General features: G+C 59.7%; 11 protein-coding genes. 7 read left to right on the top strand and 4 right to left on the bottom strand.

Going from position 1 to position 15171, the window contains the following annotated elements; genetic code table 11:
* Nucleotides 1–114 precede the first annotated feature (114 nt).
* Nucleotides 115–4317, top strand: a complete 4203-nt coding sequence (locus tag EU557_RS13065; protein WP_135530881.1) for a cellulose binding domain-containing protein — start codon at nt 115–117, stop codon at nt 4315–4317.
* Nucleotides 4318–4443: 126 nt separating this feature from the next.
* Here EU557_RS13065 and EU557_RS13060 read toward each other — a convergent pair whose 3' ends face one another.
* Complete coding sequence (locus EU557_RS13060) at nt 4444–5196, bottom strand: SDR family NAD(P)-dependent oxidoreductase (protein WP_135530880.1); 753 nt, start codon at nt 5194–5196, stop codon at nt 4444–4446.
* Between the two features lie 93 nt (nt 5197–5289).
* The gene (locus tag EU557_RS13055) at nt 5290–6237 is read right to left on the bottom strand and encodes a helix-turn-helix domain-containing protein (RefSeq protein ID WP_135530879.1); all 948 of its coding nucleotides are present in this window, start codon (nt 6235–6237) and stop codon (nt 5290–5292) included.
* Nucleotides 6238–6578: 341 nt separating this feature from the next.
* On the opposite strand from EU557_RS13055, the gene EU557_RS13050 reads away from it, so the two are divergent.
* The 6 genes from EU557_RS13050 (at nt 6579) to EU557_RS13025 (ending at nt 13034) form a co-directional block, all read left to right on the top strand.
* Nucleotides 6579–8006: a glycoside hydrolase family 28 protein gene (locus EU557_RS13050; protein WP_135530878.1), complete on the top strand. Its 1428-nt coding sequence runs from the start codon at nt 6579–6581 to the stop codon at nt 8004–8006.
* A gap of 399 nt (nt 8007–8405) precedes the next feature.
* The gene (gene fucP, locus EU557_RS13045) at nt 8406–9671 is read left to right on the top strand and encodes an L-fucose:H+ symporter permease (RefSeq protein WP_135530877.1); all 1266 of its coding nucleotides are present in this window, start codon (nt 8406–8408) and stop codon (nt 9669–9671) included.
* 27 nt (nt 9672–9698) lie between these two features.
* Complete coding sequence (locus EU557_RS13040) at nt 9699–10463, top strand: SDR family NAD(P)-dependent oxidoreductase (protein ID WP_135530876.1); 765 nt, start codon at nt 9699–9701, stop codon at nt 10461–10463.
* A gap of 94 nt (nt 10464–10557) precedes the next feature.
* Nucleotides 10558–11415: a fumarylacetoacetate hydrolase family protein gene (locus EU557_RS13035; RefSeq protein WP_135530875.1), complete on the top strand. Its 858-nt coding sequence runs from the start codon at nt 10558–10560 to the stop codon at nt 11413–11415.
* The gene (locus tag EU557_RS13030; protein ID WP_135530874.1) at nt 11402–12238 is read left to right on the top strand and encodes an amidohydrolase family protein; all 837 of its coding nucleotides are present in this window, start codon (nt 11402–11404) and stop codon (nt 12236–12238) included. The genes EU557_RS13035 and EU557_RS13030 overlap by 14 nt, the downstream gene beginning before the upstream one ends.
* A gap of 7 nt (nt 12239–12245) precedes the next feature.
* Nucleotides 12246–13034: an L-fucose dehydrogenase gene (locus EU557_RS13025; RefSeq protein WP_135530873.1), complete on the top strand. Its 789-nt coding sequence runs from the start codon at nt 12246–12248 to the stop codon at nt 13032–13034.
* A 33-nt stretch (nt 13035–13067) separates the two neighbouring features.
* Here EU557_RS13025 and EU557_RS13020 read toward each other — a convergent pair whose 3' ends face one another.
* Together EU557_RS13020 and EU557_RS13015 are read right to left on the bottom strand one after the other, a co-directional pair.
* Complete coding sequence (locus tag EU557_RS13020) at nt 13068–14165, bottom strand: flavin monoamine oxidase family protein (RefSeq protein ID WP_135530872.1); 1098 nt, start codon at nt 14163–14165, stop codon at nt 13068–13070.
* 27 nt (nt 14166–14192) lie between these two features.
* The gene (locus tag EU557_RS13015; RefSeq protein WP_167855190.1) at nt 14193–14879 is read right to left on the bottom strand and encodes a GNAT family N-acetyltransferase; all 687 of its coding nucleotides are present in this window, start codon (nt 14877–14879) and stop codon (nt 14193–14195) included.
* Nucleotides 14880–15171: the final 292 nt, after the last annotated feature.

The following is a 15171-nucleotide window of genomic DNA, read 5'->3' as shown; positions in this document are numbered from 1 at the left end:
AGTTAACTGGCCGCTAGCCCCGTTTTTTCGGGGTGAAGGGACGGGTATTTCCTGACTCCGGCGGCATCTCCGCGCGCTTTCCATTCATTCCTTTCCACCAAACTCCCACTTTCTATGCACATGACTACTTTGGTCAGTAGGCTTACGGGCGCGGCAACCCTGCTAGCCGCCGCGCTGGCCCTGCCCGCCCAGGCCCAAACGCTGGCTTTTCCCGGCGCGGGCGGTTTCGGCCGCTTTGCTTCCGGCGCCCGGGGCGTGGCCAACCCCACTGTGTACACCGTTACCAATCTCAGCGACAGCGGCCCCGGCTCCTTCCGCGACGCCGTGAGCCAGCCGGGTAGGGTGGTGGTGTTTGCCGTGGGTGGCATCATCAACCTGCAAACCAACGTGCAGGTGGTGCCCAACGTAACCGTAGCGGGCCAGACTGCTCCCGGCGACGGCATCGTGATATTCAACAAGCGCGTGACGTTTACCGGGGCCAGCAACAGCATTTGCCGTTTCCTGCGGGTGCGGCTGGGCGCCACTGGCAACCAGGGCAATGATGCCTCGGGCCTGGCCAATGGCTCCAACATTATCCTCGACCACATGTCGTTTTCCTGGGGCATGGACGAGGTGTTTTCCATCAACTGGGACGGTAAAGGGACTGCGCCCGACAACATCACGGTGCAGAACTCCATCATCGGGCAGGGCCTGCACAAGGTCAGCCACTCGGCCGGCGGCCTGATTCAGACGCCCGATGGGGGCAAGGTGAGCCTGCTGGGCAACCTCTACATCAGCAACAAGACCCGCAACCCCAAGGTGAAGGGGGTGAATGAGTTTGTGAACAATGTGGTGTACGACTGGGGCAACGGCAACCGCCTGGGCGACCAGATGAACTACGGCTGGTCGGGCGACGCCTACATCATGGGCGGCTCGGCGGGCGTGTCGGAGGTTAATATCCTCAATAATTATTTTGTGGGCGGCCCCCTCACGCCACCCGAGAAAACCACGCCCTTCTCGCGCGGCACCGGCACGTTTAACGTGCACGGCGCTGGCAACTACTTCGATAACAACCGCAACGGGGTGCTGGATGGTACGCTGGTGCCCTTTGATTCGGTGGGCTACCCCGGCATTACGGGCGAGGCCTTCAAAGCCCAGCCGTTTGCCTACCCCGCTGCGGCCCCGAAACTCACCGCTGCCCAGGCCTACCAGCAGGTAATTGACAGCGCCGGCGTTATCTACCCCCGCCGCGACCAGGTAGATGGGCTGATGATTGACGAGGTTCGGTCGCGCGGTACCAAGGGCTTCTACGTGTATAATGAGTCGGATTTGCCCTTCGCCAATGGTGGCCTAGGCGACGTGTTCAACGCCCCTGCGCCCCTGGATTCGGATAAAGATGGCATGCCCGATGCCTGGGAAGATGCCCACGGCCTCAACAAGAACAACGCCGCCGATGCCGTGGCCTACAGCACCACCGCGCCAGCTTACCTTAACGTGGAGGTCTATGTGAACTCCCTGCTGAAAACGCCGGCACCCGACTTCGTGAAGCCGCCGACCAATGTGCAGCTCACGGCCAAAACCACGGAGCTGCCCGCACCCACCAGCGAGATTACCCTCACCTGGGCCGACAACTCGCCCAATGAAAGCAACTTCGTGCTGGAGCGTTCCGAGGATGGAGTGGCCTACACCGCCATTGCCCAGCCCGCCGCCAACGCTACCACCTACCTCGATCAAGGCTTGGTGCCCAACAAAACCTACTACTACCGGCTGCTGGCCGTCACGAACGGGGAAAGCTCAACATACAGCTCGGTGGCCTCGGTGAAAACGCCCGCCCTGCCCTCGGCACCAGTGGTGGCTGCTACGCCCTCGCCCGCCAATGGCTTTCAGTACGCTGAACTGGTTTCCAATGCCCTGACCCTGAAGTGGACCGGCAGCACCAACACTACTTCCTACACGGTGTACTTCGGCACTTCGCCCGAAAACCTCACTAAGCTAGGGGAGGTGGCCTACGTGGCTGCGCCTTCTCAGCAGGTAAAGAACCTAGCCGAAAACACGACCTACTACTGGCGTGTGGATGCCACCAATGCCAAAGGCACTGCCGACGGCCCGGTGTGGTCATTCCGCACGGCGGGCAGCATTACGCCGCAGCTCGTAGGCCACTGGGGCTTTGATGAAACCGCCGCCGATGGCACCCAGATTACGGATCAATCTACCTACGCCAACCACGGCGTGCTGGGTCTGGATGACGACAACCAGAGCATTCGGGTGGCGGGTAAAGTGAACGGAGCCCTGAACTTCGCAAGCGCCGACGTAAACCGCTACGTGGTGAGCATCTCGGATCAGGATCAGCTCTACCTCGATCAAAGCTCCTTCTCTTTGTCGTTTTGGATGAAGGCCACCACGGCCGAGCTGCCCCAGGATAACAACACCAGCGCCTACCTGCTCTGCAAGGGCTCCATCTCGCGCAATGCTACCACCGGCGCCACCGGCAAGCGTTTCAACATCGAGTTCAAGAACAAGCAGTTCCGCTTCGCCATCGACGATGACAAAAACAAGGATGAGTTGCAGATTGGTGGCGCGCCCTTTTTCACAGGCGAGTGGGTGCACGTAGTGGCCCTGCGCGACGTGGCTGCTAAGAAAATTCAGGTGTACCTGAACGGTGCACTGGTGAAGGAAATGACCACCAAAGCCCTGAGTATCGGCGAAGCCAGTGACCTGATTGTGGGCAACATTGGCGAGTTGGAATTCCTGGCGTCAGCTAACGCCCCGGCGCCCTATAAAGGTGCTCTCGATGAGCTGCGTGTGTACAACTACGCCCTAAGCAAGTCGGAAATTGCCGACTTGATGAAGGCCAAGCAGACTATCACATTTGCGGCCCTGCCCGCCAAGCTGCTCGGCGACGCCGACTTTACCCTGACGGCCACGGCCTCGTCTGGTTTGCCCATCACCTACACAAGCTCTGATGAGAAAGTGGCCGTAATTAACGGTAACACAGTAAGCATGGTAGGTGCCGGTACCGCAACCATTACGGCCACCCAGCCCGGCAACGCAGGCTTCCTGGCCGCCGAGCCCGTAGGCCAGTCCTTGACCGTGGCGCCTCTGCTGGTGAAAGCCCGCACCCAGGATGGCGACAATGGCCGCCTCACCAACAACACCATCAAGCCCAACCTGACTATTGCTAACGAAGGCCCGGTGCCAGTGGCCTACACTGAGCTGACGGCCCGCTACTGGCTCACCGCTGAAAACGACGCCGGCCTCAACACCTGGATTGACTATGCCCAACTCGGCAGCAGCCAGATAAAGACGCAGTACGTACGCCTGGCCCAGCCCCGCAACGGGGCCTACGGCTACGTGGAGTATGCATTTGCACCCACGGCAGGCACGCTGGCCGCGGGAGGTACGTCGGGCGTTATACAGTCGCGCGTGGCGAACCAGGATTGGGCCGACCTCAACGAAGCCGACGACTATTCTTACCGCGCCGCCTCAGCCTACGCGCTCAACGACCACGTAACGCTTTACCGCAACGGCCGCCTTGTATGGGGCACTGAGCCCGTAGAAGTGGCTCCGGAAACGAAAGTGCAGGTACTGGCCGCCAACCGCAACCGGAATACCAGCACCAATAGCATCAGCACCACGCTCACCCTCCGCAACACCGGCAACCAGCCCCTGCGCTACGAGGACCTGAAAGTGCGCTACTGGTTCAGCCCCGAAGGCACGGCCAGCCTTAAGCATACTGTAGACTACGCCAAGCTGGGCGCGGCTTCTATCACCGGGCAGTTTGGACAGGCTACGGCTACAGGGGCAGAGGCCTACCTGGAGCTAGGCTTCCAGCCCGCCCTTGATCTACTGTATCCCCTGAGTGGCACGGGTGATATTCAATACCGCATCACGAAAGCCGACTGGTCGAGCTTCCAGGAGGCCAACGACTATTCGTACCGCCCCGCCGGCCCACTGGCTGAGAATGACCACATCACGGTGTACTACCAGGGCCAACTGGTGTACGGCCTGGAGCCCACGGCTACCGCGGCCCGCTCGTCCCTGCTGAGCAGCGCAGCTACTGCGGCGCCAGCGTCTATGGGAGGCAAACTTCAGGTGGCGGTGCTGGGCAACCCCCTAACCGGAAACCAGGCGGAGATTGAAGTGACGGGCGTGCAGGGGCAGGCGCTGGAGCTAAGCCTCTACGACCTGCAGGGCCGCAAACTGACTTCGCAGGCGGTGCCGCAGGCCGCTGCCGTGCAGCAGCAGCGTATGGCGGTAAGCTCCCTGCCCGCTGGCGTGTATCTGCTTCGGGTAACGGCCGGCAGCCAGTCGTCAGTTACTCGGTTGGTGAAGCCGTAACCCGCTTCTACTCCCACGTAGGGTAGTCAACAAAAGAGCCGGAATGCAGAAGGTCAACTTCTGCATTCCGGCTCTTTTGTTGACATAATTTCACCACGTGCAGGCCTCTAGGCCACTCCGCCGCGGCTACAGGGTCATGCCGCCCGTTAGCTCAAGGCGCTGGCCATTCACCCACTTGGCTTCCTCGCTGCACAGGAATCCTACTACGCCGCTTATATCATCGGGCAGGCCTACCCGACCTAGGGCCGTGATGCCGGCCACGTACTCCCGTATTTCGGGGGTGTCCTGCATGGCGCCACCGCCAAAGATGGCCCCGGGGGCCACTACGTTGACCGTGATGCCCCGCGACCCTAATTCCAGGGCCAGGTAGCGCGTGAACACCTCCACGGCCCCTTTCATGCTGGCGTAGGCCGATACACCAGAGAAGGAGCTGCGGGTAGTGGCCGAGGACATGTTGATGATGCGGCCCCCATCGCGCAACAGGGGCAAGGCCTGCTGGGTGAGGAAGTATACGCCCTTGAAATGAATGTTCAGCATCTCATCAAACTTCGCTTCGGTCATCTCAGCAAAGGGCGTGTTGAGGCTGGTGCCGGCGTTATTGATGAGGAAGTCGAAGCAGTCGGCTTGAAAGGTATCCGAGAGGGTGGTGGTGAGCTGGGAGAAGAAAGCGGGGAAACTAGCTAGCTCGGCCGTATTCAGCTGTAGAGCGGCGGCTTTGCGCCCCAGGGCTTCAATCTGGCCTACCGTGGCGGTGGCTTCCTGTAGGTTGGTATGATAGGTGAGGACTACGTCGACACCTTTCTGGGCTAAGCTTAAGGCAATGTCTTTGCCGATACCGCGGCTGCCGCCGGTTACGAGGGCGATTTTAGAGGTTGTCATCTGAATTGCTGTGACGTGTAACTAAGAACACGACAAAGGTCTGGCGCGTAACCAGCCGGGCTTTTGTGCTCAGCAATCTATTTTATGTAGAAATCAAACCGTCGCTAGGCTGCGGAAGGCACCCGGGGCAACGGCAGTTTGCCGCTTGAAGAAGTTGGCAAAGTGCGCCACATCGGCGAAGCCCAGGCTATCGGCAATGTCGGCCATGGTCCAATCGGTTTGCCGCAGCAGGGCCTTGGCTTCCTGCGCAATCCGGCTGCCGATGAGGTCGGTGGTGGTACGGCCGGTGGTTTCCTTGAGCACCTTGTTGAGGTGGTTGACGTGCACCGCCAAATGGTCGGCGTAGTCTTTGGCCGTGCGCAGCAAGAGGCGCTGCTGCGGGGTTTCCAGCGGGAACTGCCGCTCCAGCAGCTCAATAAACAACGACGTAAGCCGGGCTGCTCCGCTATGCGCTGGGTGTAACACCGTGGCGGGTTGCTGCTTCTGGCCCAGGTGAATCAGCTCTAGCACGTAGGTGCGCAGCAAGTCATATTTATAGGCATAGTCCGAAGCCATTTCCTCGTGCATGCGCTGGAAAATGGTTTCTACCCGAGCACTATCCGCTGCCGAAAGCGTAAAAACAGGATGCCTATCGCCCTTAAAAATGGGTAGCTCATCGAGTACCACTCCGCTGTTAGCTGGTAACAGGAACTCGGCTGTAAACACGCAGAAGTGCCCCTTCTGCTCTGGTTCAGGCGCCCACTGGTAGGGGAGTTTAGGCGAAGAGAAAATCAGGGCACTATCCTCAATCTGGATGGTAGCGTCGGGGAAATCGATCCGGCTACGCCCGCGCAACAAGCTGATTTTATAGAAAGACCGGCAGGCGTAGGAGGCCGCTGGTTTCGCTTGGGCCGGCTGCCAGACCGCCGCCATGTCAAAGACGTTGAAATGCCCAATGTCCTTCTGAATACCGCTGGGTACTAGGGCGTCCAGCTCACCACTGGTACAGGTGGTTAGTTCCTGGTAAAATCCGGCAAGCGGAGACGTTTTGGATGAGGCCATAGTCTATGAGAAAATCAAATATAGAACAACTTCCCTGCAGGGCAGTAATACGCAAAACCGCGGCCTGCCAGGTAAGTTCTTACGCCACGGTATTATCAACCTACTGCTCGTAACCAGAGGGAAGAAAAAGGAAGTATTTCTGCTGCATTTGGACAACTACAGGAGGGTGCGGGTAAGTGGTGTAGCCAAAGAAGTGCAGATTTGAGATGAGTGAACACCTCAACTGTAGTTAGCGAATGCGAGGTCGGGTGCCGGAGCCGCGGCCGTGGGAATCTGCCGCTCTGCCGCCCGGCCCGCATTACGTTACCGCTGTTCTCGTCCCGACAAACCTTTCCCGCCCTATGACTTTCTCCCTTGCCCTCGCGGTTCCGCTCTTCACGTGGTTGAGCACTTTGTTTGCTCCCGCTCCGGCTCCTGCTGCTCCCGCTGACCCCGCTTGGGTGAAAGAAGCAGGTGCCAAGAGCATGCCCGCTACCAAGAACAGTTTCTCTACCGCGAAATACGGGGCCGTGGGCGACGGCAAAACCCTGAACACGCAGGCCATTCAAAAGGCCATTGATGCAGCGGCCAAAAAGGGGGGCGTAGTCACGTTCGCGCCGGGCCAGTACCTCACCGGCTCCATCTTTCTGAAAAAGGGTGTGACCCTGAACCTGCCCAAAGGCGTGACCCTACTCGGCAGCCAGGACATTAAGGACTACCCCGAAATGCCCTCGCGCATTGCTGGCGTAGAAATGACCTGGCCCGCCGCCCTCATCAATGTTGTGGACCAGGAAAACGTGGCCATCACCGGTGAAGGTACCGTGGATGGGCAGGGCAAACCCTTCTGGGATAAGTACTGGGCCATGCGCAAGGAGTACGACCCCAAGGGCCTGCGCTGGATTGTAGACTACGACGCCAAGCGCCCTCGCACGCTGCTGGTTTCTAACTCCAGCAACGTCACGCTTAAAGGCATTACTCTGCAGCGCGCTGGTTTCTGGACGGTGCACATCCTCTACTCCAAAAACGTAACGGCCGATGGCCTGGTAATACGCAACAACATCGGTGGGCACGGCCCCAGCACCGACGGCATCGACATCGATTCGAGCACCTACGTGCTGGTGCAGAACTGCGACATTGACTGCAACGACGACAACTTCTGCCTGAAAGCCGGGCGCGACTGGGACGGTCTGCGTGTGAACCGGCCTACGGAGTACATCGTGATTCGGGACTGCGTGGCCGGCGCCGGCGACGGCCTCTTTACCTGCGGCTCGGAAACCTCCGGCGGCATCCGCCACGTGCTGGCCCGCAACCTCAAGGCCAAAGGCACCAAGTATGGCATCCGTCTGAAGTCGGCCACCAACCGCGGCGGCGTGGTTGAGGACATTATCGTGGAGGACATTCAGATGGACGCCGTGCGCGTGCCCATCATTATGACCATGAACTGGAACCCGGCCTACAGCTACTCCACGCTGCCCGCCGGCTATACCGAGCAAACCCTGCCTGAGCACTGGAAGAAGATGCTGGCCAAAGTAGAGCCCGAGCGCGGCACGCCCCACTTCCGCAACGTGCGCATCAGCAACCTGCGCGCCACGGGGGCCGGAGAAGCCATTTCTGCCGAAGGCCTGGCCGCCTCCCTGCTCGAAAACTTCCAGCTGGATAACATCAGCATCAGCGGCAAGAAGGCCGGCAAAATCGACTTCGCCCAGGGCTGGAGCATTAAGGGGCTGGAAATAAAGGCTGAAGACGAGGAGCCCGTGGCTGTGCTTAACAGCTCAGGCATGAAGTACTAAGGAAATAATCGGCTGGCCTAGAACGACTACTCTAGAACGTCATGTCGAGCTTGCCGAGACATCTCGCGTGCTGACTCTGCTACAGTAATATTGCTGCCTAGCACGTCATCTTGAGTGCAGCGAAGGAACTTCTCAGGCAGGAACGACTGGCCTAGCGCCTCGTGCTCACGTGACAAGATCCTTCCTTCGTTAGGATGACGTATGGGTGTAATGGATTACCACCACAACGTCAGCACGCGAGATTCCTCGACTACGCTCGGAATGACAGACTAGAGTACTCGTTCTAGGCCACTTCAACCACTCCCAACCCCACGCCGCTTAATACGCGGAATCATCTGAGGAGGGGAGTGACGTTCTCATACCGCTCCAGGCTACTGTGCTGCCTCAATCCCACCCTGCATGAAGAAGAACCAGAACCTGTTTGCGGTGGGGCTGATTACCTCGCTGTTTTTCCTGTGGGGCTTCGCCGTGAACCTGAATCCGGTGCTGATACCGCATCTGAAAAAAGCTTGCCAGCTGACGGATACTCAATCGGCGCTGATTGATTCGGCTTTCTTCGCGGCGTATTTTCTGGTGGCGCTGCCGGCGGGGCAGTTTATGAAGCGCTATGGGTACAAGGGCGGCATTCTGCTAGGCCTGTTGCTATTTGCTACTGGGGCGTTTCTGTTTTACCCCGCCGCGGCTACCCGCACCTACGGTTTCTTTCTAGTGGCCCTGTTCATCATTGCCAGCGGCCTGACCTTTCTGGAAACGGCCGCCAATCCCTACATCACAGTACTCGGTGACCCCGAAGGAGCCACGCAGCGCCTGAACTTTGCGCAGTCGTTTAACGGGCTGGCGGCCACGCTGGCCCCTTTGCTGGGCGGGCAGGTTATTCTATCGGGACGCAGCCTCACACCGACGCAGGAAGCAGCCATGGCGCCCGAGCAACTTGCTACTTACCTCAGCCAAGAGGCCGCCACGGTGCAGCTGCCTTACCTCATTATTGGGCTGGTGGTGCTGGCGGTGGCCGTGGTGATCTACTTCACGCGCCTGCCCGACATCACGGAGCCTGTAGCAACTACCACGGGTGGAGGGCGCTCGTTGTGGCAGGAGAAAAACCTGCTGTGGGGCGTGGTGGCACAGTTCTTCTACGTGGGCGCCCAGGTATGTTTAAGCAGCTTTTTTATCCGGTTTGCGGGGGGCGTAGCGGGTATCCAGGAGCAGGCGGCCACGCTCTACCTGTCGGGGGCGCTGCTGGGCTTTATGGCGGGGCGGTTTATTGGCACGGCGCTTATGCGGGTGGTGGCGCCCGCGCGCTTGTTGGCAACCTACAGCTTGGTGAATGTGGGGCTGATTGGCCTGGCCGTGACGCTGAAGGGCCAGCTGCCGGTGTATGCGCTCATGGGCGTGGAGTTCTTCATGTCCATCATGTTTCCTACCATCTTTTCTCTGAGCATCAGGGGGCTGGGGGCGAAGACCAAGGAGGGCTCTTCCTACCTGATTATGGCCATTGTGGGCGGCGCGGTTTTTCCAGTGCTCATGGGCCGCGTGTCGGATGCCAGCTCTATTCAAACCGCCTACGTGGTGCCGGGCGTGTGCTTTTTAGTGGTGCTGTACTTCGCGCTTCGTAACGCCCGCACCCGAGTAAATCCGCAAGAAATTTCGCTAGTGGCGGCGCACTAGTGCTGCTTTAAACGGTCAAGCATCTTCATGTTCAGTCTCCAAGGGAAAAGCGCCGTGATTACCGGCGGCGGTAGTGGAATTGGTCGGGCCATAGGCCAGCTGTTTGCCAAGCAGGGCGCCACCGTGCACGTGGTAGAACTCAACGCTGAAGCCGCGGCAGAAACCGTAGGCCTGATTGAGCAGACGGGAGGCCAGTCCCATGCTCACCACCTCGATATCAGCCAGCAAACCCAGGTGGTGGAGGTATTTCAGCACATTGGGCAGGTTGATATTCTGGTAAACAACGCCGGCATTGCCCACGTCGGAAACGCGGAGAATACCACCGAAGCCGACTTTGAGCGCGTGTACCAGGTGAATGTGAAAGGGGCCTACAACTGCCTGTTCGCGGCGCTGCCCCTCATGAAGCGGCGGGGCCAGGGGGTAATTCTGAACATGGCCTCCATTGCCGCCGTGGTGGGCATCACCGACCGGTTTGCTTACTCCATGAGCAAAGGTGCTATTTACGCTATGACGCTCTCCGTGGCCCGCGACTATCTGGCGGCCGGCATCCGCTGCAACAGCATCTCCCCGGCCCGGGTGCACACGCCTTTTGTGGATGGGTTTATCGCCAAAAATTACGCCGGTCAGGAAGCGGAAATCTTCGATAAACTCTCGCGCAGCCAGCCCATCGGTCGCATGGGCAAGCCTGAAGAGGTAGCTGCCCTGGCCCTGTACCTGTGCTCCGATGAAGCCGGCTTCGTGACGGGCTGCGACTATCCCCTGGATGGTGGATTTATCAAGCTGAATAACTAGCATTTGCCGCCTAGTCCCCGATTTAAGTTGCCCGCGGAAGCAACCAACCCGCTATTTCCGCAACCATACCCTGCACATAAACCCCGAAGCCACGATGAAGCTAATCCGCCACGGCCAGCCCGATCAGGAGAAACCCGGAGTCATTCTCAACGACCAGAAGTACGATGTCTCCGCTTTTGGGGAGGATTACAACGAGGCCTTCTTTGCCACCGGTGGCCTAGCGCGACTAGCGGCATTTGTGCAGGCTAACGCGGGACAGCTGCCCGTGGTGGGAGAGGAAGTGCGGCTGGGCTCCCCGGTGGCGCGGCCCTCCAAAATCGTGTGCATCGGCCTCAATTACGTTGACCACGCCCGCGAAACGGGCGCTACGCCGCCCACCGAGCCCATTCTGTTCATGAAGTCGACTACCTCCCTGGTGGGGCCGAATGACAACTTGATTATTCCTAAGAACTCCGTGAAAACCGACTGGGAGGTGGAACTGGCCGTGGTGATTGGCAAGCGAGCTTCCTACGTGGAGGAGGCTGACGCGGCCGACTACATTGCCGGCTATGCCCTGCACAACGACGTGTCGGAGCGGGAGTTTCAGCTGGAGCGAGGCGGCACCTGGGACAAGGGCAAGGGCTGCGACACTTTCGCGCCGGTAGGTCCCTTCCTGGCGACGGTGGATGAGATTCCGGACGTAGACAACCTGCGCCTGTGGCTGTCGGTGAACGGGCAGATGATGCAGGACGGCACCACCCAAAACCTCATCTTCAAGGTGCCCTACCTGATTTCCTACCTCAGCCAGTTCATGACCCTGCTGCCCGGCGACATCATCTCCACGGGCACGCCCGCCGGGGTAGGCCTAGGGTTCAAGCCGCCCGTGTACCTGAAGCCCGGCGACGTGGTAGAACTGGGAATTGACGGCCTGGGCTCATCACGCCAGCAGGTAAAAGCCTATGGCCAGAATTGATTCTCACGTCCACTTCTGGCAGTACCAGCCGGAGCGCGACGCCTGGATAACCAACGAGATGAGCGCGCTCCGCCGCGACTTTCTGCCCGCGGACCTGGAGCCGCTGCTAGGCCAGCACCGCCTCGATGGCTGCGTAGCCGTGCAAGCGGACCAGTCAGAAGCCGAGACGATTTTCCTGTTGTACCACGCTACCAAGAACTCCAGCATCAAGGGCGTGGTGGGGTGGATAGATCTGCAGGCCCCCGATGTGGCGCGGCGCCTGGAGCGCTACGCCCAGTTCCCGCAGCTCAAAGGGTTTCGGCACATTCTGCAGGGCGAAGCGGACCAGGCGCTCATGCTCACGCCCGCCTTCCAACGTGGCCTAGCCTCGCTGTTTGCGCACGGATTTACCTACGACTTGCTCATCAGGCCTAATCAACTGGCCTACGCAACGGAGCTGGCGAAGCGCTTTCAGGAGCAGCCGCTGGTCGTCGATCATCTGGCTAAGCCTTTCATTAAAGCTGGCGCCCTGGAACCCTGGCGCCAGCAGCTGCAGGCGCTAGCGGCCCACGAAAACGTCTTCTGCAAAGTATCCGGCCTGGTCACGGAAGCCGAGTGGCACCGCTGGCAACCCGCAGAATTCCGGCCCTATCTGGAGGCGGCGTTTGAAGCGTTTGGCCCGCAGCGGCTCATGTTCGGCTCCGACTGGCCCGTGTGTACCGTGGCCGGCGGCTACAGCCGGGCACTAGGCCTAGTGGAGGACTACCTATCCGAATTCAGTGCTGCTGAACAGGCCAGTTTCTGGGGCGATACCGCCACGCAGTTTTACCGCTTACAAGAATAATCACACGATGGATTTACAGCTCACGGATAAGGTTGTCATCGTCAGCGGCGGGGCGAAAGGCATTGGGGAAGGTATTGTGCGCGTGCTGGCGCAGGAAGGAGCCGTGCCGGTCATCCTGGGCCGCAACGAAACCGACAACCAAGCCACCGTAGCGGCCATTGCCTCCACTGGCGGCCGGGCCGCCCATGTGGTAGCTGAGCTTTCGGACCCCGCCGCCTGCGAGGCGGCCGTGCAAGCCGTGCTAGGCCAGTTCGGGCGGATTGACGGGCTGGTGAACAATGCAGGCGTGAACGATGGAGTAGGCCTAGAGCACGGTGACTACCCGCGCTTTCTGGCTAGCCTGCATAAGAACCTGGTGCACTACTACCTGCTGGCCCACTACGCGCTGCCGGAGCTGAAAAAGTCGCGTGGCGCCATCGTGAATATCAGCTCCAAAACCGCCGAAACGGGCCAGGGTAACACGTCGGCCTATGCCGCGGCCAACGGCGGCCGCAATGCCCTCACCCGTGAGTGGGCGGTGGAGTTGCTCAAGTACGGCATTCGGGTAAACGCCGTGGTAGTAGCCGAATGCTGGACGCCCCAGTACGAATCATGGATTCAAACCCTAGAAAACTCCGGGGAAAAGCTGCGTGAAATCACGGCCCGCATCCCGCTAGGCCACCGCATGACTACCGCTGAGGAAATTGCTAACACCACCGCCTTCCTGCTCTCCGAGCGCAGCAGTCACACCACCGGCCAACTCATATACGTGGATGGCGGCTACGTGCATCTGGACCGGGCATTGGCAAATGCCTAAGACGAGGGGGTAGCGCAGCACACCATAGGCCACCTAGCCTGCGGAGGTAGCCGTTAGCACCTGCCGGGCCGCTCGCCAGCCCGACTCAACAGCCCCATCTAAACGACCCCATTCGCTTACGGAGGTTTCCGCTCCGGCCCAGTGGAGCCGCCCGTTCCAGTATGCTTGCTGCAGAAGCTCTGGCCCCTGCAAGGGTACCTGCGATGGTGGCTGCTCGTCGCCGGAGATACTAGTGAACGGCTCCCGAGTCCAATCCAGTTCATGGTACGCGAGAGGTTTGCTGGCACTCGGACCAAACAGACGCGTTAGCTGGATCAGGACGGCCGCCTGCCGCTCCGCCGCTGAAGCAGAGCGCATCGGATGCCCAGTGGTGAAGAAGCCAAACAGGGCGCCGACCTGTCCGGCCGCCGGCGAGGCATCATGAATTTCTCCCAAAGGTCCCACTTGACTGATAGCAAAGCCCGATGACCCCTGTGCCCGCCAGAAAGGCTCGGGGTAAACAACCATACTTTTCATGGCATGGCTCATCCAGGTGGGTACGGCCGACAGCGTTTGTTGCACCGCTTGAGGAAGCGCCGGGGCAAAGTGAATATGTTGGGCTACTAGCCGCGGCGGCAGCGCTAGTATCACAGCGGCCCCAACGGTACGGTGCTCGTGGCCGTTCAACTCCGCTACTACTTCTACTCCACCATCGTTTGGTAGCTGGCGTAGCGCTGTTACGCAGGTGTTGAGCTGCAGACTGGTTTCCGGCATTTGGCGGGCTAATTTAGTACAAAGGGCCGCCGCTCCGCCCGGCAGCCGCAGGTAAGGGGCTCCCGTAGCTGGGTAAGCTAGCTGGTGTATCTGGTCGGGCGTTTCATAGGCCATAGCCCCCGTGCTGTACTGTGCGAAGGGGGGCAGCTGCAGTTGTGCGAGCAGCTGCATCAAGTACGGATGGTGGGCCCATCCCCAGGTGGCCCCAATGTCGAGCCATTCTTCCTCCGGGCTGCCCGGCACGGCCGGTACGGCAAGCGTACGCCCGCCTACCCGGGAGCGGGCTTCCAAGACGAGTACGGCTCGCCCGGCGGCGTGTAGTGCCTGGGCGGCAGTCAGGCCCGCTAGGCCCGCTCCAATGATGATAACAGGATTCAAACAGGTAGAAGAAAAGGTACGTAACGACTACTCCACCTGCTTTTCGAGCACATACACATGCAGGCGTCGGCGGAGGGAGAAGCCGAGTTTCAGGTACAAAGCGTAGGCTGTGGCATTGTCTTCGTTCACGTGCAAAAAGGGCAGGTGGCCTGCCGCGAGGATGAGACCTATTTGATGCAGCACCAGTTGCCGGGCATACCCACGGCCGAGATGCGCAGGATGGGTGCACACCGCGCTGATTTCAGTATAGGGTGTGGGTTGCAGCCGTTGTCCGGCCATGGCCACCAGCTGGCCGTCCTGAAAAATGCCGTGATACTGACCAAAAGCAATGGTGCGCGCCAGGAATGGGCCCGGGTTGGTTAGGGCCGTAAGATCTAGCATGGCTGGTACATCCCGTTCCTTTAAGGCTACTACGCTACCGACCTCAACAGAAGGAACCGTAGAATGCGGATACACCAACTGCAATAGCTCCTTGTGCAGAAGCAGCCGCCAACCCGCCGGCAACTGGATGGGCTCGGCGGTGAAGAGCACGGTCGGCCCACCCGCTATGGTCAGTTCGTGCAGGCGGGCAAAGGCGCGGGGAGTGTACTCCGCCAGGCCTGCGAAAGCGCCGATGTCGCGCGGTAAGACCTGGGCTAGCTCGTCGCCTATAGCCAGGGCTTTATTGCCGGTGGACAGGGCTTGCCAGATGGGGTTGTCTAAGGGGTGCTCCATACCAGTTAGAAAGAAGTACACCCCAACCGAATCGACTGCGAAAGTCGCCCGCTTGGGGTGATAGTAGGAACACAAGTCCCTTGCAAGTGTACGGGAATTCACGCGTTGTGGCAAGGGCAGCATGAATGCTTGCCCTTGCCAAGTACCGGTTTGGTCAACTGCAATGGGCTATTATGCCCTTATCCGTACCTGCATAGCACCAGTCAACCAACTGGCGGCATCAAAAGCAAAAACGCTCCGATTATGCGCTCGATTGGGTGGAGTCTATCAAAGTCTTGTCGAGACATATCAG

The sequence above is a fragment of the Hymenobacter wooponensis genome (assembly GCF_004745865.1).
Lineage (GTDB): Bacteria > Bacteroidota > Bacteroidia > Cytophagales > Hymenobacteraceae > Hymenobacter > Hymenobacter wooponensis.
Note: the sequence above shows the minus strand (reverse complement) of the source record. Positions and strands in the feature narration are given on the sequence as shown.